The sequence below is a fragment of the Burkholderia sp. 9775_39 genome (genome assembly GCF_015712225.1).
Taxonomy (GTDB): domain Bacteria; phylum Pseudomonadota; class Gammaproteobacteria; order Burkholderiales; family Burkholderiaceae; genus Burkholderia; species Burkholderia cenocepacia.
Genome location: NZ_JACCQC010000032.1, coordinates 1 through 19481, shown reverse-complemented (window position 1 = coordinate 19481; position 19481 = coordinate 1). Strand labels below are relative to the sequence as shown.

Here is a 19481-nt window from a genome sequence, read left to right as displayed (position 1 = left end):
GGTACTACAGTGCTGCGGTACGTGACCGCGTCGCCGCGCATGCCGTGCTTCTTGCTGGCGGGCCGCCTCGGGCAGGCCGTCAGCTCTGCGGCGAACCGCTTACGCAGACCGACGACGACACGGTCCGCCGTTGCGCGTTGCACAACGACGGACGCCGACGCGTTCTCTTATTCGCCTCCGTCAACGCATCACGAACGCCACGTCGGCTTCCGCTTCTCGAGGAACGCGTCGATCCCCTCGCCCGCATCCTCTTCCATCATGTTGCGCGCCATCACGTCGCCCGCATACGCATACGCTTCGTCGAGCGGCAACTCGCGCTGACGATAGAACATTTGCTTGCCATAACGCACCGCGGCCGGGCTCTTCGCGACGATCTCCGCGACCTTGCGCGCGACGGCTGCATCGAGGGCATCCTCGGGCACGGCTTCGTTGACGAGCCCCCACGCGGCGGCCGTCGCCGCATCGACGAAGCGCCCGGTCATCAGCATGTCGAAGGCGCGCTTGGCCGCGACGTTGCGGCTCAGCGCGACGGCCGGCGTCGAGCAGAACAGCCCGACGTTGATGCCCGACACCGCGAAGCGCGCGGTATCGGCCGCGATCGCGAGGTCGCACGCGGCGACGAGCTGGCAGCCGGCCGCCGTCGCGATGCCGTGCACGCGTGCGATCACCGGCACCGGCAACGCGCGCATCGCGAGCATCACGCGGCTGCACTGCGCGAACAGCGTGCGGTAGTAGTCGAGTTCGGGCTTGCCGCGCATCTGCCGCAAGTCGTGGCCGGCGCAAAACGCCTTGCCTTCGGCGGCCAGCACGACGCAGCGCACGTGCGGATCGGCGGCCAGCGTATCGAACGCATCGTGCAGGGCCGACAGCATCGCTTCGGACAACGCGTTGAACTGCTGCGGGCGATTCAGCCGCAGCGTGACGACGCCGTCGTGCGCGTCGCGCAGCAGGATCGGCTCGGCGGTCTGTTGATCGGGTTCCATGGGGCTCCGCTGGACGGGGGTCGACAGGTTGCGCGGCGAGGCGGGCGAGTGGTCATCGCGCCCGCTCGCTCGCGGCATATCCCGGAAATGGTCCTCCACATTGCGCACCGCGTCCAGCCGCGTCGCCGCATGCGCGTGCGCGGCGGCCTGCCGGCCACTACGCCACGCCCTTGCCGCTCGTGCGTCAACGGCGCGGCTGCGGCTGCGCGGCTTCCACGCGGCCTGCCGTCCTCGCCGCCAGCGCGGCAATCGCATAGGCGACGCATCCGAGCGCCGCGACCGCCCACAGCGCATCGGTCGGATCCGGCAACAGGATCGTCGCGGCGCCTGCGACGGCCACGCCGAGCAGGCTGCCGGCCTGCCGCGCCGCGTTGAGGAACCCGGATGCCACGCCCGCCGCGTCGGCAGGCACCTGTTCGAGCACCGTCGCGATCATCGGCGCCACCGACAGCGCGGTTCCGGTGCCGAATGCGACCATGGCCGTCCAGACCACCGGCCACGGCGCACGCAGCGCGAGCGCAAGCGCGATCGCCGGAACGGCCAGCGCCGCCATCGCGAGGCCGTTTGCCATCAGCCTGACCGGACGCACCCGGCCGTGCAGTTTTCCCGACAGCAGATTGCCGAGCGACAGGCTCAGCGCGAACGGCAACAGCGTCAGCCCCGTCTGCCGCGCACTCATGCCGAAGCGCCCGTGCAGGTACAGGCTCAGCACGAAGAGCAGCCCGAAGTAGCCGACATAGACGAGGCTGCCCATCAGGTTCATCGCGACGAACACGCGATTGCGAAACCACGCGAGCGGCACCATCGGATGGCGGGCACGCCGCTCGATGACGACCAGCACCGCGGCGGCGAGCGCGGCGACCAGCAGCGCGCCCCGGACCTCCGTGGCGCCGACGCCGCGCGTCGGCAGTTCGATCACCGCGAAACACAGCCCACCGAGCGCCGTCGCGCCGACGCACTGGCCCGCCCAGTCGAACGGGCGCACGTCCCGCGCGGCCGACGCCCGAACGAGCGCCGCCGCGCCGGCAAAGGCGACCGCGCCGGTGGGCACGTTGATCAGGAACGCGCTGCGCCAACCGAAATCGTCGACCAGGATTCCGCCGAGTACCGGCCCCACGGCGACCGCGACCGACGCGATGCCGGCCCACACCGCGATCGCCCGCGCGCGCTCGGCCGGTACGTCGAAGGTGCTGCGCACGATCGCGAGCGACGCGGGCAGGAAGAGCGCGGCGCCCATGCCCTGCCCGAAACGCGCGACCACGAGGACCGCCACCGACGACGCGCCCCCGCACGCCGCCGACGCGGCGACGAACAGCGCCAGCCCGGCCAGATACACGTGCTTCGCGCCGAACCGGTCGGACAGCGCGCCGCCCGCGAGGATCAGCGCGGCGAAGCTGAGCGTGTACGCGTCGACGATCCACGCGAGTTCCGCGACCGTCGCGCCGAGGCTCGTGCGCATCGCCGGCAGCGCCACATTGACGATCGTCGAATCGAGCACCGCCATGAACATGCCGACCGCGACGAGCGCCAGCGTCAGGCGCTGCTCGCGCGCCGTCGGGTGGTTCGGTGTCGCCACCGAGACGGGTGCGGGGACGGAAACGGAATGGCAGTCGGACATGGCACCTCCAGGCAGATGCCGGGAGTCTAGGACCGGCCGCGCGATGCGGAAAAGTGATAATTTCGCATTTGCCTGATGCAGATCTGCATCACCGATTCCCGTCCGTCGCCACCAGCCCGATGACACAATCGATCCGCATGAACTGGGACAACGCCCGCTTCTTCCTCGCGCTGGCGCGCACCGGCACGCTGCGCGGCGCCGCGGCGCAGCTGAACGTCGACCAGGCGACGGTCGGGCGCCGGATCGCCGCGCTCGAGGACGAACTGTCGGCGCGGCTGTTTCTGCGCACGCCGACCCTCTATGTGCTGACGACCGCGGGCGAAGCGCTGCTCGAACCGGCCGAAACGATGGAACGCGCGTCGCTGACGATCGAGCGCCGGGTAATGGGGCTCGACGAGCAACTGGCCGGGTCGGTGCGCATCGCCACGACCGACACGCTCGGCAAGCGCTTCGTCGTTCCGGCGATCGCCCGCGTGCGGCGCAAGCATGCCGGCATCGACGTGGTATGCGTGACGTCGGCGCAAATCACCAACCTCACGCGCCGCGAGGCGGATCTCGCGATCCGCACGTTGCGGCCGGAATCGCCGGACCTGATCGTCAGGCGGCTCGGTCATCTCGAAACGGGCATCTACGCATCGCGCCGCTACCTGGCCGAACGCGGCGAGCCGGTCGCCGGCAGCGCGTTCGACGGGCACGATCTGGTGATGTACCAGCAACCGGTGGTGCCGACGATGTGGGACGCGCTGTGCGGCGAACCGACTTCGCGCGGCCGCGTGATGTTCCAGACGTCGTCGACGATGATGCTGGTGGAGGCCACGCTCGCGGGGCTCGGCATCGCGGAGCTGCCGTGCTTCCGCGCCGACACCGAGCCGGAACTGGTGCGCCTCATGCCGCAGCGATGCAATCATTTCGACGTGTGGCTCGTCGCCCACACCGATCTCTACAAGACCGCGCGCGTGCAGGCGGTGATCGAAGCGGTCGTCGACGAATTCGCGACGGCGGCGAGCGCGACGACCGCCGCCCGATAACGCGGGTTTCAGGCTTTTCAGGCTTCTGCGTCAGCGCACCGGGGGGTGTCTCCGGCTACGCGAGGCACGCACGCCCGACCACACCTGACCGACGCCGACGGCGAAAAAAACCATACCCATCGCGCCGATGGTCAGCACGGTGCCCCAGATCGCGCCGAACGTGTTCATCCGCGCGGTCGTCCTCGGCGCGTCCGGCGCATAGCGCACTTCGACCGTCGCGCCGTCCTCGACGCTGACTTCGCCGCCTTGCGCATAGTCGACCTGCTCACCCGCGAGCGTCGTGAACGTGATCTCCGGATGATGCGGACCTGCGTTCAGCTTGACCACGCGCCCTGGCACGACGACCGACGTTCGCAGGAATTCGCGTGTCGACTGCGCGTACAACGCAGTGCCGATCAGCATGCACGTGCCCACGATGGTAAAAACGATGCCCTTCGCGATCCGCCACTCGATGTGCTGCGCAGCGGGTCGCCCGATTTCAGTTGCCATCTGCTTCGTTCCGCTCCTGATGTTCGTCAATGCCGGGCATGCGGCGCATGATGCGCCGCCACGCCGCCCTCGGCATCCGGCAGGATACGGACATCCCAGCACGCTGTAAATCGCGTACGCAAGCTCGCGCCGGGCCGCTCGCGCGTCAGCCCGCGAGCTTCTTCAGCGCGTCGAGCACCGCATCGCCCTTGAACGGCTTCACGATCCAGCCCTTCACGCCGGCGGCCTTGCCGCGCTCCTTCATCGCCGGGCTGCTTTCGGTCGTCAGCATCACGACGTTGACCGCCGTGTTCGCCAGTTCGCCGCGAATCTTCTCGACCATCGTCAGGCCGTCCATGTTCGGCATGTTCACGTCGCTGATCACGAGGCGCACGCCGGGCGTCGCCTTGAGCTTCGCCAGCCCGTCCTTGCCGTCGACGGCCGTCGCGACGTCCAGCCCGTGATTGCGCAGGAAGCCGGCCACTTCGTCGCGCACCGTGCCCGAATCGTCGACCACCAGAATCTTTGCCATGTCGTATTCCCCTTTCGTTGTTGCTGACTTCAAAACAGTTCGAGTTCACCCGATTCGACCATCGGCCCGACGTCCTGCACCGATTCGCGGAAATCTTCCGGCGACCAGCTGAGGCTGAACACGAAACGCTGGTCGAGACGGACCGAACGCCCCGATGCCGGATCGGTCATCCGGTACTTGAAACAGAGCTGCGGGCAGTCGCCGCCGAACGAGATGAACTTCTGCTTGTGATTGACGACGAGCGGCACCTGCACCGGATGGCGCGCCAGCGCCTCGGCGTCGCCGAGATAGCGGTTCTTGAACGCGCCCCACACGAGGTTGGTCAGTTCGCCGAGCACGCTGTTCACGTCGCGAAAATCCGGCGCGCGGCCGCCGTCGCGCGTGCCGCCGAGCATGTCGAGCAGCGGCTGCTCGCTCGTCTGCAGCAGCATGTAGCCGCGGCACCACGCGCTTTCGAGCGCGATCAGGCTGAACACCTCGCCGAAGATGATCTGGTCGCGCACGATGCACGGCGTGTCGTGCTCGATCGTCATGCCCGGGAACAGGCTGTCGAGGCGCGCCTCGGTGATCTCCGAGATGCCGCGCACCAGCGCGTTCGGGTAGTCGCGGCCGAACAGGTATTCGTCGATCGCGCGCTCGAGCGGCGTCATGTCATCGGCGACGTAGGCCGCGCATGCGACGCGCGCCAGCGCATCGGGCAGCCCGTCGCGTGACGCGAGCGATTCGCGGCGCAGGATGATCGGCAGCTCGGGCCGCAGCGCGTCGATCTGCGTCGCGATGATCGCGCTCTCGACCGGCGAGCCGCCGTAATCCTCGGCCAGCAGGATCGCGCCGAGATCGATGTTCGAGCGCAGCACCTTCAGCAGCCGGCTGCGCCGCACGGTCAGGCCGACCAGGTTGTGCTCGTCGCAGAAACGCTTGATCGCGTCGGCGTGCACGCGGCTGTCGTCGAGCACGAGCACCTTGCTGACGGGTTGGTCTTCGGTCATCTCACGGGTTCCTGATGGTCGGTCAGAACAGTTCGAGCTCGCCGCCGGTTTCCACCGTGGCCGTTTCCGGCACATGGAAATCGACCGGCGCGTTCGCGCACACGCACAGCGTCGCGCCGACCCGCACGTCGCCGTCGAGCGTCAGGTCGTACGCAGCCACGTAATCGGGCGCGAGCGCACGCATGTAGTCGATGCTCGCGCCGCTCAGCAGGTAAGGCGTCGACATCCCGAGATCGGGAAACGGCGCGGTCAGCGCCTGGTTGATCGCGCCGCAACACAGATTCGCGACCTCCATGAACGCTTCGGTCAACGGCCGCTGGCTGCTCGTGCCCGCAGCCGTGCCGGCGAAATGGCGGCGCGTCGCGTCGTCGTCGCTGAAGCGCAGCGCGAGCAGCAGGCGGAAATGCAGCGCCGAGATCGTCAGCACGGCCACGTGTTCGGGCACCTTCGGCTTCGATCGCGATTTCGCGAGCACGCGATCGGGCGCGTCGGGGTCGTGACCGGCGGCCGGCCGGATCTCGCACGCGCCGCCGGCCGCGAGCCGCGTGCGCGCGGCATCGAAAAAGATCCGTTCGAAACCGGCCCTCGCCTGCGCACTGATCACGCGGCTTCTCCTTCGATTCGCGCGTGCAGTTGCCCGGCCAGCGTCTCGACGGTCGCGAGCGCGGCCGTGATCATCTTGCCGCCGGCCTGGATGTCCTGGAACGTCGCGGCCGTCACGAGATCGTTGCGGTTCAGGCTGTCGCGATAGCTGTTCGACAGTTGCTGCGAGCGCGCGGCCAGCCCGCGCACCTCGCTCGCGACGATCGAGAAGCCGCGCCCGGCCGTGCCCGCGCGCGCGGCCTCGATCGACGCGTTCAGCGACACGATCGATACGTGCGCGACGATCGCGGACAGTTCCTGGTTCTTCGTGCGCATGTCCTGGTTCTGCGTGGTCAGCGAGATCATCTGCTCGTGCCAGCGCTCGAACGTGCCGGCGAGCCCGCGCAGGCGCGCGGCTTCGTCGGCGATCTTCAGCGCGTGCTGCGCGAGCGCCGCGCGGTCGGCCGACAGCGCCTGCAACGCGTCGCGCTGCGCGCCGTGCGCGGCGGTCTCGCGCGTCAGCGCCTCCGCCAGTTGCGCCTCGCGTTGCGCCCATGCGTCGGCGGCTTCCGCATGCACCGACGCCGCTTCATCGGCGCGTGCGCCGGCTGCATCGAGCGCGTCGCGCAACGCATCGGCCTCGCGCGTGAACGCCGCGACGAGCCGCCTGCGCGTCACGCGCAACACGACCGCCGCCGCCACCGCGACGACCACGCCGCCCGCCAGCGCGGCGGCCACCTGAATCATCCACGCCTGCTCGATCACGCCGTCACTCCGCTGCGCCGATATCCGCGATGCGCGCCCGCTGCGCGTGCGCGGCACCGTCCGCCGCGAAGCGCGCCGGCAGCGACACGATCGTCTCGAACGCGCGATACGGCGCCCCGACGCGATCGTCGGTGAAGCGCAGCGCGATATCGCCGCCGTCGCGCTTCAGGAAATTGCGCACCGCGTCCATGCCGACGCCGCGCCCCGATACTTCGGTCACCGTCTGCGCGGTCGAGAAGCCCGGCCGGAAGATCAGCTCGGCGACCTCCTCGTCGGACAGCGCCGCTTCGCTGTCGGCATCGATCCAGCCGCGCTCGCGCGCGATGCCGCGAATCCGGTCGAGCGCGAGGCCGCGGCCGTCGTCGCCGAGCACGAACCACAGCTCACCGCCGCCCACGCCGACCGCGATGTCGATCGTGCCGGACGCCGCCTTGCCGGCCGCGCGCCGCTCGTCGGACGATTCGATCCCGTGGTCGATCGCATTGCGCAGCAGGTGCATGAACACGTTCTTCAGCGTCACGACGATCTCGCTGCGCACGCGCTGGCCGTGACTGTCGATATGCACGACGGGCGCCGGCTTGCCGAGCTCGGCCGCGAGCGACGGCAGCGACTCGATCACGCCGCCGAGCGCGTCGCCGATCCCTTGCGTGCCGAGCTGGCTCAGCATGCGCCGCACCGCATCGCGCGCCGCGTGCCAGTCGGACGCGTTCGCCGGATCGGCGCCGTCGAGCACGCGCAGGCTCTCGCTGATGTGCGCACGCTCGACCATCAGGTAGTCGGCGCCATGCTGCGCCGGTTCGCCGCTGCGGCCGAGCGTGACCGCGTTGATCGTCGCGTAGTGGTCGACGGCTTCACGTACGCGCGCCAGATCCTCCATCAGCGCGTCGCGGTTCCACTCGGGGCCGCTGTCCGCGCGGCGCAGCGATTCGTACGCCTGCTCCGCTTCGTGGACGATGTTCGTCAGATGCTGCAGGCTGTACGTGCGCGCATTGCCCTTGATCGTGTGCATGTTGCGGAACAGCGCGGCGACGATCGAGTGATCGGCGCGCTCGTGCTGGCGGATCATCCGCTCGTTCTCGCTGAGGAAGCCCTTCGCGCTGTGCACGAAGTCGTGGAACTTGTCCTGGCTGATCGACAGGATCTCGCCGATCATCTCCAGGCGACGCTGTTGCTCGCCGGCCTGCGCGGTCAGCTCGCGGATCTCGGTCACGTCGCGCACGCACAGCATCAGGCGCACGACCGTGTCGGTCTCGTCGGTGATCGCCGACCAGCTCAGGTCGAGCCACTTCTCGCGGCCGTCCGGCATCCGCTTCGCGACCTCGTTGACGAGCAGGTGCTCGTTGAACGCGAAGTTCATGCTGTCTTCGCCAAGGCATGCGTGCACGGCCGCGTCGACCTGCGAGCGCGCGTCGGCGCCGATCGCCGAATCGTCGAACACGAGCGCCATCAGGTCGCGGCCGGCAATGTCGTTCGTCTCGAAGATGGTTTCGAGGTACGCCGAATACTCCGCATGCACGACGCCGCCTTCGACGACGGTCAGGATGCCCTGCTGCATGTTCTGCAGCATCGCCTGGATGTCGGCCGTCTTCTGCTTCAGTTGCGCAGCGTTCTCCTGGATCTTCTCGATCATCCCGTTGAACGCGACGATCGAGTGGCCGATTTCGTCCATCCGGCCCACCGGCACGCGGCGCGTGAAATCCTGGCTCGTCGCGATCTCGCTCATCGCCGTCTGCATCCCGATCAACGGGCGCGTGATCTGGCGATACAGCACGAAGCCGAGCGCGGTCAGCAGCACGATCACCGTGCCGGCGACGCCCGCGATCGCGGTCGCCGTGGTCGCGAGCATCCCGTTCAGCGCGCCGATCGCGTCGTCCTTCTGGCGGTTCTTCTCGACGCGCAGCGTGTCGACGATGCTTTCGAGCTCATCGCGATACTGCGCGACGTTCGCGAACAGGTAGGCCTGCGCCATCTCGGCCTTGCCGTCCGTCTTCATCTTCACGGTGTCGTCGATCGCCGCGAAATAGTTCGTGGCGCTGTCCTTCGCCTGCGCGACGAGCCCTTCCTGCGCGCGGCCGACCGCCGATTTCGCCTGCGCGTCGAGTGCGGCGCGCAGCGCGGCCTGCTTCGCCTTCAGCTCGTCGCGCGCCTGGGCGGCGGTGTTCGCGTCGGGCGCGTAGACGAGCGTCATCGTCGCGATCTGGATGTTCTTCACATCGGCGACGAGATCCGCCGACGCGAGCGCGCTCGGCACGATTCCCTGGGTGACCTGACGCACCTCGGATGCGCTCTTGCGCGTCTGGTACACGGCATAAGCGCCGATCGCGGACAGCGCGAAGAACGTCAGGACGACTAGCAGCGTAATGCGATGACGGATGGTCATGAGTACAGCTCCCCGCAGCGATCCGGGTTCGATCGCCCTCTGGTCTATTGAAAGAATATGAGCGCCGAATTATCGGGGATGGTGTATGACTGTCCGATGACCGAAAATCAATCGGTCATTGAGAAAAATGAAATGAATAATTGCGCGGGGAAAAGCCTAAAGTTTTTGGTCGGCTTGCCGTTAACTTTCCGCCGCCATACCCCGTATGGATGCGGCGTTCGACGAATCGCACGAATAGCGGATATTCATTGTTTTATTCATGCTCCGCAAAATCCGTTCTATTGAATGCCGGAAAAACGTTTGCGTATTATCGGCGGGTCGTCTTTTTCTGACACCTTTTTATGCTCTACGCGGGGTTTGTCGGGCAGGTTCGTTAATGTCGATCTTGCATGACCTACCGTTCAGTCTGCCCTCGGTTCGGCTAGCCAGTCTTCGAATTGCAGCCGCGGAACGCGCTCGAATTCGCGGACGTTGTGCGTGACCAGCACCAGTTGCCGCGCGCGCGCCTGCCCTGCGATCAACGCGTCGTATGGACCAATCGGCGTGCCGGCCGCGATCAGGTGCGCGCGAATTTCACCCGCATGCTGTGCATCCTCGGTGTCGAGCGATACGACCTCGAACTGCAACGCCTCGACACGCGCGACGTTCGCCGCCGCTCGCTGGCTCTTGTACGCGCCGTAGTAAAGCGCGTGCGCGACGATCGCGGGAATCCCGAAATCGGCCGGGTGCCAGGCATGCAAACGGGCCAGTATCGCCGGCTCGCCTTTGAGAATGGCGATCACCGCGTTGGTATCCAGCAGGAACTTCATTCGAACACGTCCAGGCCCGAGCGCTCCTGAGCGGACGGCTGTGTGGTCGCTGCAGCCTCGAAATCGGCGTCCACCGGACCGATCAGCGGTGCCAGCCAAGCCCAGTCTTGCGGCATCGGCTCGAGAATGACGGCCGCCCCGTGGCGGCGGATGCGAACCTCGGCCGTATCGAAGCGGAAATCCTTCGGTAGCCGGACAGCCTGCGAGCCGCCATGCTTGAAGAGCTTTGCAGTATCCATCGCTCCATCCTCACGTATCTACAGAATGTATCTATTTTATCAACTGTACGTGAGAATGACGAGTCGTCCACTTGGCCTGTCGTCGGCGTATATCCGGGCCGTCCGGCCATGCCTGGCCGCGTGACATCGCGATCCGTTCCCGCAACGAACGGTGCCCCGATTCATTCCGCCCAGGAAACAATCAATCCCGCCCCGGCGATTCCCCTGCCGATCCGCCCGCTCTAGACTGTCGCATCGACCTCTTTCCGGACCCACGCGATGACCGACGCCCTGCCGCTGACCACCGATCCCGATTCCGGCCTGCAGTACCGGCTGCGCCCGGCCGCTGGCCGCCCCGCCGCGCGCCTGTTGCTGCTGCACGGCGTCGGCGGCAACGAAACCAACCTGCTGAACGTGGCCGACGTGATCGATTCGCGCATCGAAATCGCGTTCCTGCGCGGCCCGCTCACGTTCGGGCCCAGTCAGCATGCGTGGTTTCCGGTGCGTTTCGGCCCGAACGGCCCTGAAATCGATGCGGCGCGCGCGGACGAGAGCCGCGTGCAACTGATCACGCTGCTGCATGCATTGCGCAAGCAGGATGGCGCGGCACCGGCTTTGCCGACCGTGATCGCCGGCTTCAGCCAGGGCGGCATCATGAGCGCGAGCGTCGGCCTCACGTCGCCGGGCGATGTGAGTGCGTTCGCCGTGCTGTGCGGGCGCATCCTGCCGGAAATCGATCCGCTGATCGCGCCGCGCGACGCGCTGCGCCCGCTTCACGCGCTGATCATGCATGGCCGCTTCGACGACAAGCTGCCCGTCTCGTGGGCGGACAAGGCCGACGCGACACTCGCGGCGCTCGGCGTCGCGCACGACACGCGGCTGTATGCGGCCGGGCACGAGCTGACCGCGGAGATGGCCGGCGATTTCGGCCGATGGGTCGGCGAGCGCACCGGGTTGAACTGACTCGAACCCAACGCCACCGGGGGCGCCCGCCCGCGAACGGACCGGCGCCCCCGGTGCATGACGTCACGCGCGCGTCACGCGTTCCGCGCAGGATCCGCAACGGCACGCACGGATGCCGGCATCGCCGCCGCCCGCTCGCGCTCGGCGCCACGTTTCGCCAGCTTCCAGCCGATCACCAGCGCGAGCACGACGACAGGAATCGTCGCGATGGTCCACGTGCCGCCCGGATAGTCGAACGCCATCAGCACCAGCACGCCGACGAGGAAAGCGAGCGTGAGCCACGACGTGAACGGCGCGCCCGGCATCCGGAACGACACGGCCTTCATCTCGCCGCGATCGACCGCGCGGCGGAACAGGATCTGGCACATCACGATGAAGCCCCACGTCGTGATGATCCCGAGCGACGCCATGTTCAGCACGATCTCGAACGCCTGGGCCGGCACGATGTAGTTCAGCGGCACGCCGATCGCGTTGATCGCCACCGTGATCAGGATCCCGCCGTACGGCACGCCGCGCGCGTTCATCCGCGACACGAAACGCGGCGCCGAGCCGCCCATCGCGAGCGAGCGCAGCACGCGGCCCGTCGAATAGAGGCCGGAATTCAGGCTCGACAGCGCGGCCGTCAGCACCACGACGTTCATCACCGTGCCGACGTACGGCACGCCGAGCTTGCTGAAGAACGTGACGAACGGGCTTTCGTGCGCGCTGTACGCGGTCCACGGCAGCAGCATCGTCAGCAGCACGACCGAGCCGACATAGAACAGCGCGATGCGCCACATCACGCTGTTGATCGCCTTCGGCAGCACCTTGCGCGCATCGGCCGTCTCGCCCGCGGCGACGCCGACGAGCTCGATGCTCGCGTATGCGAACACGACACCCTGCACGATCAGCACGGCCGGCAGGATCCCATGCGGGAAGATCCCGCCGTGATCCGCGATGACATGCAGCCCCGGCATCTGCCCCGCCACCGGATGGCCGCTCGCGAGAAACACCGCGCCGACCGCGAGAAACACCGCGAGCGTGCCGACCTTGACGAGCGAGAACCAGAACTCCATCTCGCCGAACACCTTCACGCCGATCATGTTCATCACCGACACGATCCCGAGCGCGCCGAGCGCGAACACCCATTGCGGCACGTCGGTGAAGACGGCCCAGTACTTCATGTAGATCGCGACCGCGGTGATGTCGACGATGCCGGTCGTCGCCCAGTTCAGGTAGTACATCCAGCCCGCGACGAACGACGCCCGCTCGCCCATGAACTCCCGTGCGTACGACACGAAGCTGCCGCTGGTCGGCCGGTGCATCACCAGCTCGCCGAGCGCACGCATGATCAGGAACGCGAACACGCCGCACACGAGATAGACGAGCGCGAGCGCGGGCCCCGCGCTTTGCAGGCGCCCGCCCGCGCCGAGAAAGAGGCCGGTGCCGATCGCACCGCCCATCGCGATCATCTGCACGTGCCGCGGCTTCAACTGCTTCGCATAGCCGGCTTCGTGCGACGCGAACATCGCATCGGGATCGGCATGAGCGGCATCCGCGCCGCCGGCCGGGCCGGCCGGGCGTTCGCTGGTGTGTTTCATCGTGAGTCTCCGTCGTTTGTTGATGTGTCGCGCCCCGCTTCGGGGGCGCTTTCGGTACGGTCGCGAACCGGCCGGCGTCAGCGCGCCCGCGGCCGGATCAGCGCTTCCGGTTGCAGCGCTTCGTCGAGTTGCGCAGCGGTCATCAGCTCGCGGGCCAGCACGACCTCGCGGATCGATTTGCCGGTCGCATGCGCTTCGGCGGCCACGGCGGTCGCGCGCTTGTAGCCGATGTACGGATTCAGCGCGGTCGCGAGCGCGACCGAGCGCTCCATCGTTTCGCGCAGCCGCTCGGGGTTCGCGGTGATGCCGCTCACGCAGCGCTGCGCGAGCGTCGTGCAGGCGGCCGTCAGGTGGCTGAAGCTGCGGAACAGCGCGCTCGCGATCACCGGTTCGAACGCGTTGAGCTGAAGCTGGCCGGCCTCGGCCGCGAAGGTGATGGTCAGGTCGTTGCCGAACACCTCGAACGCGACCTGGTTGACGACTTCCGGGATCACCGGATTCACCTTGCCGGGCATGATCGACGAACCGGCCTGCACCGGCGGCAGGTTGATCTCGCCGAAGCCCGCGCGCGGGCCGCTCGACAGCAGCCGCAGGTCGTTGCAGATCTTCGACAGCTTGACGGCGATCCGCTTGAGCACGCCCGACACCTGGACGAACGCGCCGCAATCCTGCGTCGCCTCGATCAGGTTCGGCGCGGTGCTCAGGTCGAGCCCGGTGATGCGCCGCAGCGCGGCCAGCGCCTTCTCCGCATACTCCGGATGCGCGGTGATGCCCGTGCCGATCGCGGTCGCGCCGAGGTTGATCTCGCGAATCAGCCAGCCGGCCTCCTGCAGCCGCGCGATGTCCTCCGTCAGCATCACCGCGTAGGTCGAGAACTCCTGGCCGAGCGTCATCGGCACCGCGTCCTGCAACTGCGTGCGGCCGAGCTTCAGCAAGCCGGCGAATGCGTCGGCGCGCTCCGCGAACGCATCGCGCAGCCGCGCCATCGCTTCGAGCAGATGCTCGACCGCGAAGCACGTCGCGATCCGGATCGCGGTCGGATAGACGTCGTTGGTGCTCTGCGCGAGATTGACGTGTTCGTTCGGATGCAGGTATTCGTACTGCCCGCGCGCGTGTCCCATGATTTCGAGCGCGCGGTTGCAGATCACCTCGTTCGCGTTCATGTTGGTCGACGTGCCGGCGCCGCCCTGGATCACGTCGACGACGAACTGGTCGTGCAGCCGCCCTTCGCGGATCTCGACGCACGCGGCGGCGATCGCATCGCGGTACGGCCGCGGCAGCAGCCCGAGTTCGCAGTTGGCGTCGGCCGCCGCTTCCTTCACGGCCGCGAGCGCCATCACGAGGTACGGCAGCGACGCAATGGTGCGGCCCGAAATGTCGAAATTCTCTTTCGCGCGCAGCGTGTGGACGCCGTAGTAGGCGGCATCCGGAATACTTCGTTTCCCTAAAAGATCCGCTTCGACGCGGAAGCCGTTTTCTGCCATCGTGCCCTCCTGAATGTCTCGTGCCGCTCGTCGTGCGCCGCTTCCCGACGCGACGGGTTCGCATTCTATGCCTTTGCAAAAACAACCTCGCTTCTGTATTATCGAAAGCGGTTTTGCGTGGGACGCAACAGCGAGAATCGAATGAAAACAGGCGCGAGGGAAACCGGCATCGATCACCTGGGCGCGATGCGCGCGTTCGTGCGCGTGGTCGAAACGGGGAGTTTTTCGGCGGTCGCGAAGGAGATGCACGTGTCGACGTCGACCGTCGCGCGCAAGGTGACGGCGATCGAGGAAGCGCTCGGCGTCGCGCTGCTGCACCGCTCGACGCACAGCGTGACGCTCACCGAGGCCGGCCACATCTACCTGGAGCGCGCAGTCACGCTGATCGCCGATCTCGACGACACGCTGCGCGTCGTCGCCGAGCTGAATGCGCGGCCGAGCGGCCCGCTGAAGCTCACCGCGCCGGTCGCGTTCGGGCGACGTCATCTGGCGCCGCTGATCGCGCCGTTCCTGGCGCGCTATCCGACCATCCAGCTCGACGTGCGGCTCACCGACAACCACAACGACCTCGTGGCCGGCGGCTTCGACCTCGACATCCACGAAGGCGAGAACTACCTGGATAACCTCGTCGTCCACCGGTTGTCGCGCAACGACAGCATCCTGTGCGCGACGCCCGGCTACCTCGACCGCTGCGGGCGCCCGGCGACGCCGGACGACCTCAAGCATCACAACTGCCTGCGCTACGTGCACCCGGAAGGCGATCCGCGCTGGGATCTCGTGAGCGGCGACGCGCACCACAGCGTGCTGCCGGCCGGCAATCTCGTCACCGACCATTCGGAATTGCTGCTGGATGCGACCTGCGCGGGGCTCGGCATCGCGGAATTCGAGATCTGGCTGGTGCGCGACCTGCTCGCGAGCGGCCAGCTCGAAGCCGTGCTGCCGCGCTACCGGCTGCAGAACCGGCTGACCGGCGAATTCATCTACATCGCGTATCTGGCGAACCGGCGCAGCTCGGCGAAGCTGCGCGTGCTGAAGGATTTTCTCGCGGAACATCTCGCGCAGATCGGCGAGCTGTCGGAGCGGGAACTGGCGAAGATTCGCGACCTACGCGCATAGTGCGCGCCGACGCGCGGCCCGGATCACAGGCCGGCGGCATCGGCTCGGTAACGGCGTTCAGGCCGCCTGCAATTCGAACGGGAACGTCGCGTGCCCGAACTCGACGCCCTGCGTGTTGAGCATCCGCGGCCGGTGGAAGCCGGCCAGTTGCGCGCGCTGCTCGGCGGTGCCGATCCGCAGCCGCTCGAGGATTTCGCTGACGACCATATACAGCACGTCGAGATTGCCGTCCTCGATCTTCACCGAAATGCCGAGCGCGCCCTCCGCACCGAGTTCCCGCGTGCGTTCCGACGCACGCACGCCGATCCCGTAGCATGCATCCGCGCCGAGCTTGCCGACCACCTGCCCGCCGAACGCGTTCATCAGCACCGTGCAATAGCGCCCTTCGCCCGCCACCAGTTCCGGATACGCGGTCATCGAACGATGAATGCGCGCCAGCGCGCGAACGCGATCGGTAACCGCGCCGCCGGCTTCCACCGCGTCCGCACCGTCGGCCAGCGACGCATAAAGGCGCGCGAGGCGATCCAGCGAGAACGCCGGCGTCGGCAGGTTGCAGCCATCGATCGCCCAGTCGACCTCGTCGTCGCGCAAGCCGCACGCATCGGCCACCACGTGCTTCACGCGCACCTGCATCGGATGGTCGGGCAGATGGTAATCGGCGATCGCCGCGCCGATCGCCTGCGCGCCGGCCAGCATCCCGACATGCTTGCCGGAACAGTTGCTGCACACGCCGGTCGGCGTGTAGTCGCGCTTGATCCACGACCGGTACACCGCGTCGGACAGCGGCGGATGGCCGCCGCAGCGCAAATCCGCTTCGTGCGCGGCGACCTTCTCGAGCATCGCGCGCGTGCGCGCGATGTGACGGTCCTCGCTGCTGTGCGACGCACACATCAGCGCGATGTCCGCGTCGTCGAAGCCGAAGCGTTCCGGCGCGCCCGTCTCGATCACCGACAGCGCCTGGGCCGGCTTGGCCGCCGACCGCGCGAGCGTGATCCGGAACGGATCGCCGAACCGGGACAGCAGCCTGCCGCGTGCATCGACGACCGCCACATGGGCGACGTACGTGTTCTCGATCGCATTGCCGCGGTATGTGACGACTGCTGCGCGTGGGGTGTCCATCGTGTCCTGTCTCCTTGCCTGGGGGCCTGACTGCCGGGGCCCCTCAACCGGTACGGCAGTGTAGCGAGTCGCCGCCGCCGCGCGGCGGCCCTGTCATGGAAAGCGGTGTTGCACGCGACGCAAAGGCGATCGCGCCCCCACGAAAGCCCGACTGAATTAGTACAAAAACCATTCAATCGTTTACAGATTTGACACTAATCCGTAGAATTGCGACCGCAAACGCGAATCATACGCATTTACATTGACATTTTCCGATGTTTCGGGCACGCCCCGCCGGCATCGAGAAAAACGCGTCCGATCACCGAACCTTCCGCTGCTTCCCGATATGCCCGCCCAGTTCAAGACGAGGCCTCGCACCCTCGTATCGGCACTGACCTGCTCCGTGTTCCTGACGCCGCTGCTCGCCTCCGCCGAAACCGCTCCCGCTTCCGCTCCTGCCGCCGACGTCCCGGCGACGCTGCCGACGATTGCCGTGCAGTCGTCCGCGCTGTCGGACATGCAGGTGAAACGCTCGCCGTCGTACAAGTTCACCGCGCCGCTGCTCGATACGCCGCGCTCGGTCACGGTGATCCCCGAGCAGTTGATCAAGGAGAAGAACGTCACGTCCTTCGCGGACGCGCTGCGCTCGGTGCCGGGCATCACGTTCCTCGGCGGCGATGCGGCGGCGAACCCGTCGGCCGACCGTCCGGTGATCCGCGGCTTCGAATCGCGCAACTCGATCTTCGTCGACGGCATGCGCGACTCCGGCCTGCAGAACCGCGAGACGTTCGCGGTCGAGCAGATCAGCGTGATCAAGGGCCCCGATTCGGTCTACGCGGGCCGCGGCTCGGTGGGCGGCAGCATCGACATCGTCACGAAGACACCGCAGAACGACAACTTCATCAACAGCAGCATCGGCTTCGGCACCGACGGCTACAAGCGCGCGACGGTCGACGCGAACCGCAAGATCAACGACACGACGGCCGTGCGCCTGAACGTGATGGGCCACGACGCGAACCAGGCCGGCCGCAACGACGTGTACAACAAGCGCTGGGGCGTCGCGCCGTCGATCGTGTTCGGGCTGAACACGCCGACCACGGTCACGGTCAGCTACTACCACATGAACTCCTACGACATGCCGGACTTCAGCGTGCCGTTCCGCGCATCGGGCGGCACGCCGGTGCCGACCGATCGCGGGCAGTTCTTCGGGCTCAACACGCGCGACTACCGCTACGGGCAGACCGATACCGGCGAAATTCGCGTCGAGCACAAGCTCAATGACACGTGGAAGCTGAAGAACACGACGATGTTCGGCCGCTCGACGCTCGATTACGTGGCGACGAATCCGCAGATCCTCGCGTCGAACCCGAACATGCTCGGGCTGCAGGCGAAGAGCGGCAAGTACGCGCTGAACGGTTTCTCGAACCAGACCGAAGTGACGGGCAGCGCGAGCCTGTTCGGGATGAAGCACACGATGACGGCCGGCGTCGAGTTCAGCCACGAGCAGGCACGTTACGAGGGCTATCTCGTGTCGGATTCGGCCGGCAACAACATCCGCTCGAACAGCCCGTGCGCGGTGGTCGGTAACTGCACGCCGCTCGCCGGCGGCTGGAACCCGAACATGCCGTGGACCGGCAGCATCGTACTGAACGGCGACAAGGGCTTCCCCGGCGCGACGACGAACACGCGCACCGATACGGTCTCCGCGTACATCTTCGACACGGTGAAGCTGTCCGAGCGCTGGCAGTTCAACACGGGGCTGCGCTTCGACCGCTACGACACGACCGGCAAGCAGGCCGGCGTCGCCGACCTGTCGAACACGTCGAACCTGTTCAGCTACCAGTTCGGCCTCGTGTTCAAGCCGGTGACCAACGTGAGCCTGTACGCGTCGTACGGCACGTCGTCGAACCCGCCGGGCTCGAACGGCGGCCTCGGCGGCGGCACCGACCAGATCACCGCGACCAACCAGGATCTCGCGCCCGAACGCGCGCGCAACATCGAGATCGGTGCGAAGTGGGACGTGCTGCAGGATCAGCTGTCGCTGACGTCCGCGCTGTTCCAGACCGAAAAGACCAACGCGCGCGTCAGCGACGGCCTCGGTCACACGGTCAACGCGGGCAAGCAGCGCGTGCGCGGTTTCGAATTCGGCTTCGCGGGCAACCTGACGCAGAAGTGGCACGTGTTCGGCGGCTATTCGTACCTGAACGCGATCACGACCGACGCGGGCCCCGGCAGCCCGGGCGCATCGGGCCTGCCGATGGTGATGGTGCCGAAGCACAACTTCACGCTGTGGACCAGCTACGACGTGATGCCGAAGCTCACGCTCGGCGCGGGTGCGACGGTGATGAGCAAGACCTATGCATCGGTATCGCCGACCGTGAAGAAGTGGACGCCCGGCTATGCACGCTTCGACGCGGCCGCGACGTGGCGCGTGAACAAGACGATGGACGTTCAACTGAACGTGCAGAACCTGTTCGACAAGCAGTATTACGCGAGCGCGTATCCGATCTACGCGACGTGGGCGCCGGGCCGTTCGGCGATGGTCACGCTCAACTTCTATCAGTAACGCCGCCGGCGACGGGAGGGCGCGCCGCGCCCTTCCCCGCCGCGTTCACCACGGCAGCGAATACGTCTTCACGTTCGTGAAGCTCTTCATCGCCTCCTGCACGCCCTCCTTGTAGCCGAGCCCCGAATCCTTCACGCCGCCGAACGGCGTCAGTTCGAGCCGATAGCCGGGCACTTCGCGCACGTTCACGCTGCCGACTTCCAGCTCGGTGATGAAGCGCGTGATGTGGTCGAAGCGGTTCGTGCACACCGACGACGACAGCGCGTAGTCGGTGCTGTTCGACATCCGGATCGCCTCGTCGA

At 67.2% G+C, this 19481-nt stretch carries 19 protein-coding genes; 5 read left to right on the top strand and 14 right to left on the bottom strand.

Features of this window, described 5'->3' with window-relative positions; all coding sequences use genetic code 11:
- Positions 1–188 precede the first annotated feature (188 nt).
- Positions 189–983: an enoyl-CoA hydratase gene (locus tag H0X90_RS30295; protein WP_006486235.1), complete on the bottom strand. Its 795-nt coding sequence runs from the start codon at positions 981–983 to the stop codon at positions 189–191.
- Positions 984–1167: 184 nt separating this feature from the next.
- Positions 1168–2601 carry an MFS transporter gene (locus H0X90_RS30290; RefSeq protein WP_060265698.1) on the bottom strand — a complete coding sequence of 478 codons (1434 nt, stop codon included), beginning with the start codon at positions 2599–2601 and terminating at the stop codon, positions 1168–1170.
- A gap of 137 nt (positions 2602–2738) precedes the next feature.
- Here H0X90_RS30290 and H0X90_RS30285 point away from each other — a divergent pair, with 137 nt between their 5' ends.
- Complete coding sequence (locus H0X90_RS30285) at positions 2739–3629, top strand: LysR family transcriptional regulator (protein WP_006491368.1); 891 nt, start codon at positions 2739–2741, stop codon at positions 3627–3629.
- Positions 3630–3659: 30 nt separating this feature from the next.
- On the opposite strand, the gene H0X90_RS30280 is transcribed toward H0X90_RS30285, so the two are convergent.
- From H0X90_RS30280 to H0X90_RS30255, 6 genes are all read right to left on the bottom strand, one after another.
- Positions 3660–4118 carry a DUF3592 domain-containing protein gene (locus H0X90_RS30280; RefSeq protein WP_034202500.1) on the bottom strand — a complete coding sequence of 153 codons (459 nt, stop codon included), beginning with the start codon at positions 4116–4118 and terminating at the stop codon, positions 3660–3662.
- A gap of 145 nt (positions 4119–4263) precedes the next feature.
- Entirely contained in the window at positions 4264–4629 is a 366-nt protein-coding gene (locus tag H0X90_RS30275; protein ID WP_006486240.1) for a response regulator, read from the bottom strand.
- A gap of 29 nt (positions 4630–4658) precedes the next feature.
- Positions 4659–5618: a chemotaxis protein CheX gene (locus tag H0X90_RS30270; protein ID WP_006486236.1), complete on the bottom strand. Its 960-nt coding sequence runs from the start codon at positions 5616–5618 to the stop codon at positions 4659–4661.
- A gap of 22 nt (positions 5619–5640) precedes the next feature.
- Positions 5641–6222 carry a hypothetical protein gene (locus H0X90_RS30265; RefSeq protein ID WP_058902967.1) on the bottom strand — a complete coding sequence of 194 codons (582 nt, stop codon included), beginning with the start codon at positions 6220–6222 and terminating at the stop codon, positions 5641–5643.
- The gene (locus tag H0X90_RS30260; RefSeq protein ID WP_077190835.1) at positions 6219–6947 is read right to left on the bottom strand and encodes a methyl-accepting chemotaxis protein; all 729 of its coding nucleotides are present in this window, start codon (positions 6945–6947) and stop codon (positions 6219–6221) included. Before H0X90_RS30260 ends, H0X90_RS30265 begins: the two co-directional genes overlap by 4 nt.
- A gap of 22 nt (positions 6948–6969) precedes the next feature.
- Entirely contained in the window at positions 6970–9345 is a 2376-nt protein-coding gene (locus H0X90_RS30255) for an MCP four helix bundle domain-containing protein (RefSeq protein WP_077190715.1), read from the bottom strand.
- A gap of 57 nt (positions 9346–9402) precedes the next feature.
- On the opposite strand from H0X90_RS30255, the gene H0X90_RS30250 reads away from it, so the two are divergent.
- Positions 9403–9630: a hypothetical protein gene (locus H0X90_RS30250; protein WP_006491154.1), complete on the top strand. Its 228-nt coding sequence runs from the start codon at positions 9403–9405 to the stop codon at positions 9628–9630.
- Between the two features lie 116 nt (positions 9631–9746).
- On the opposite strand, the gene H0X90_RS30245 is transcribed toward H0X90_RS30250, so the two are convergent.
- Both H0X90_RS30245 and H0X90_RS30240 read right to left on the bottom strand, forming a co-directional pair.
- Positions 9747–10154 carry a type II toxin-antitoxin system VapC family toxin gene (locus H0X90_RS30245; protein ID WP_077190716.1) on the bottom strand — a complete coding sequence of 136 codons (408 nt, stop codon included), beginning with the start codon at positions 10152–10154 and terminating at the stop codon, positions 9747–9749.
- Entirely contained in the window at positions 10151–10393 is a 243-nt protein-coding gene (locus H0X90_RS30240; protein WP_006491146.1) for an antitoxin, read from the bottom strand. Before H0X90_RS30240 ends, H0X90_RS30245 begins: the two co-directional genes overlap by 4 nt.
- Positions 10394–10651: 258 nt before the next feature.
- Between H0X90_RS30240 and H0X90_RS30235 the strand changes: the two genes are divergently transcribed.
- Entirely contained in the window at positions 10652–11335 is a 684-nt protein-coding gene (locus H0X90_RS30235; RefSeq protein ID WP_077190717.1) for an alpha/beta hydrolase, read from the top strand.
- Between the two features lie 74 nt (positions 11336–11409).
- Here H0X90_RS30235 and H0X90_RS30230 read toward each other — a convergent pair whose 3' ends face one another.
- Together H0X90_RS30230 and aspA are read right to left on the bottom strand one after the other, a co-directional pair.
- Positions 11410–12915 (bottom strand): amino acid permease, encoded by a 1506-nt coding sequence (locus H0X90_RS30230; RefSeq protein ID WP_006491141.1) that lies wholly within the window; start codon positions 12913–12915, stop codon positions 11410–11412.
- A 77-nt stretch (positions 12916–12992) separates the two neighbouring features.
- Positions 12993–14399 (bottom strand): aspartate ammonia-lyase, encoded by a 1407-nt coding sequence (aspA, locus tag H0X90_RS30225; protein WP_006491136.1) that lies wholly within the window; start codon positions 14397–14399, stop codon positions 12993–12995.
- A gap of 141 nt (positions 14400–14540) precedes the next feature.
- On the opposite strand from aspA, the gene H0X90_RS30220 reads away from it, so the two are divergent.
- Positions 14541–15515, top strand: a complete 975-nt coding sequence (locus H0X90_RS30220; RefSeq protein WP_034202506.1) for a LysR family transcriptional regulator — start codon at positions 14541–14543, stop codon at positions 15513–15515.
- A 57-nt stretch (positions 15516–15572) separates the two neighbouring features.
- On the opposite strand, the gene H0X90_RS30215 is transcribed toward H0X90_RS30220, so the two are convergent.
- Positions 15573–16634, bottom strand: coding sequence for an asparaginase (locus H0X90_RS30215; RefSeq protein WP_006491135.1), 1062 nt, complete (start codon positions 16632–16634; stop codon positions 15573–15575).
- Between the two features lie 325 nt (positions 16635–16959).
- Here H0X90_RS30215 and H0X90_RS30210 point away from each other — a divergent pair, with 325 nt between their 5' ends.
- On the top strand, positions 16960–19179 hold the full coding sequence (locus tag H0X90_RS30210; RefSeq protein WP_012493258.1) for a TonB-dependent siderophore receptor: 2220 nt from the start codon (positions 16960–16962) through the stop codon (positions 19177–19179).
- Positions 19180–19224: 45 nt separating this feature from the next.
- Here H0X90_RS30210 and H0X90_RS30205 read toward each other — a convergent pair.
- The coding region (locus tag H0X90_RS30205; RefSeq protein WP_080484140.1) for an aldehyde dehydrogenase family protein at positions 19225–19481 on the bottom strand (257 nt) is incomplete at its 5' end.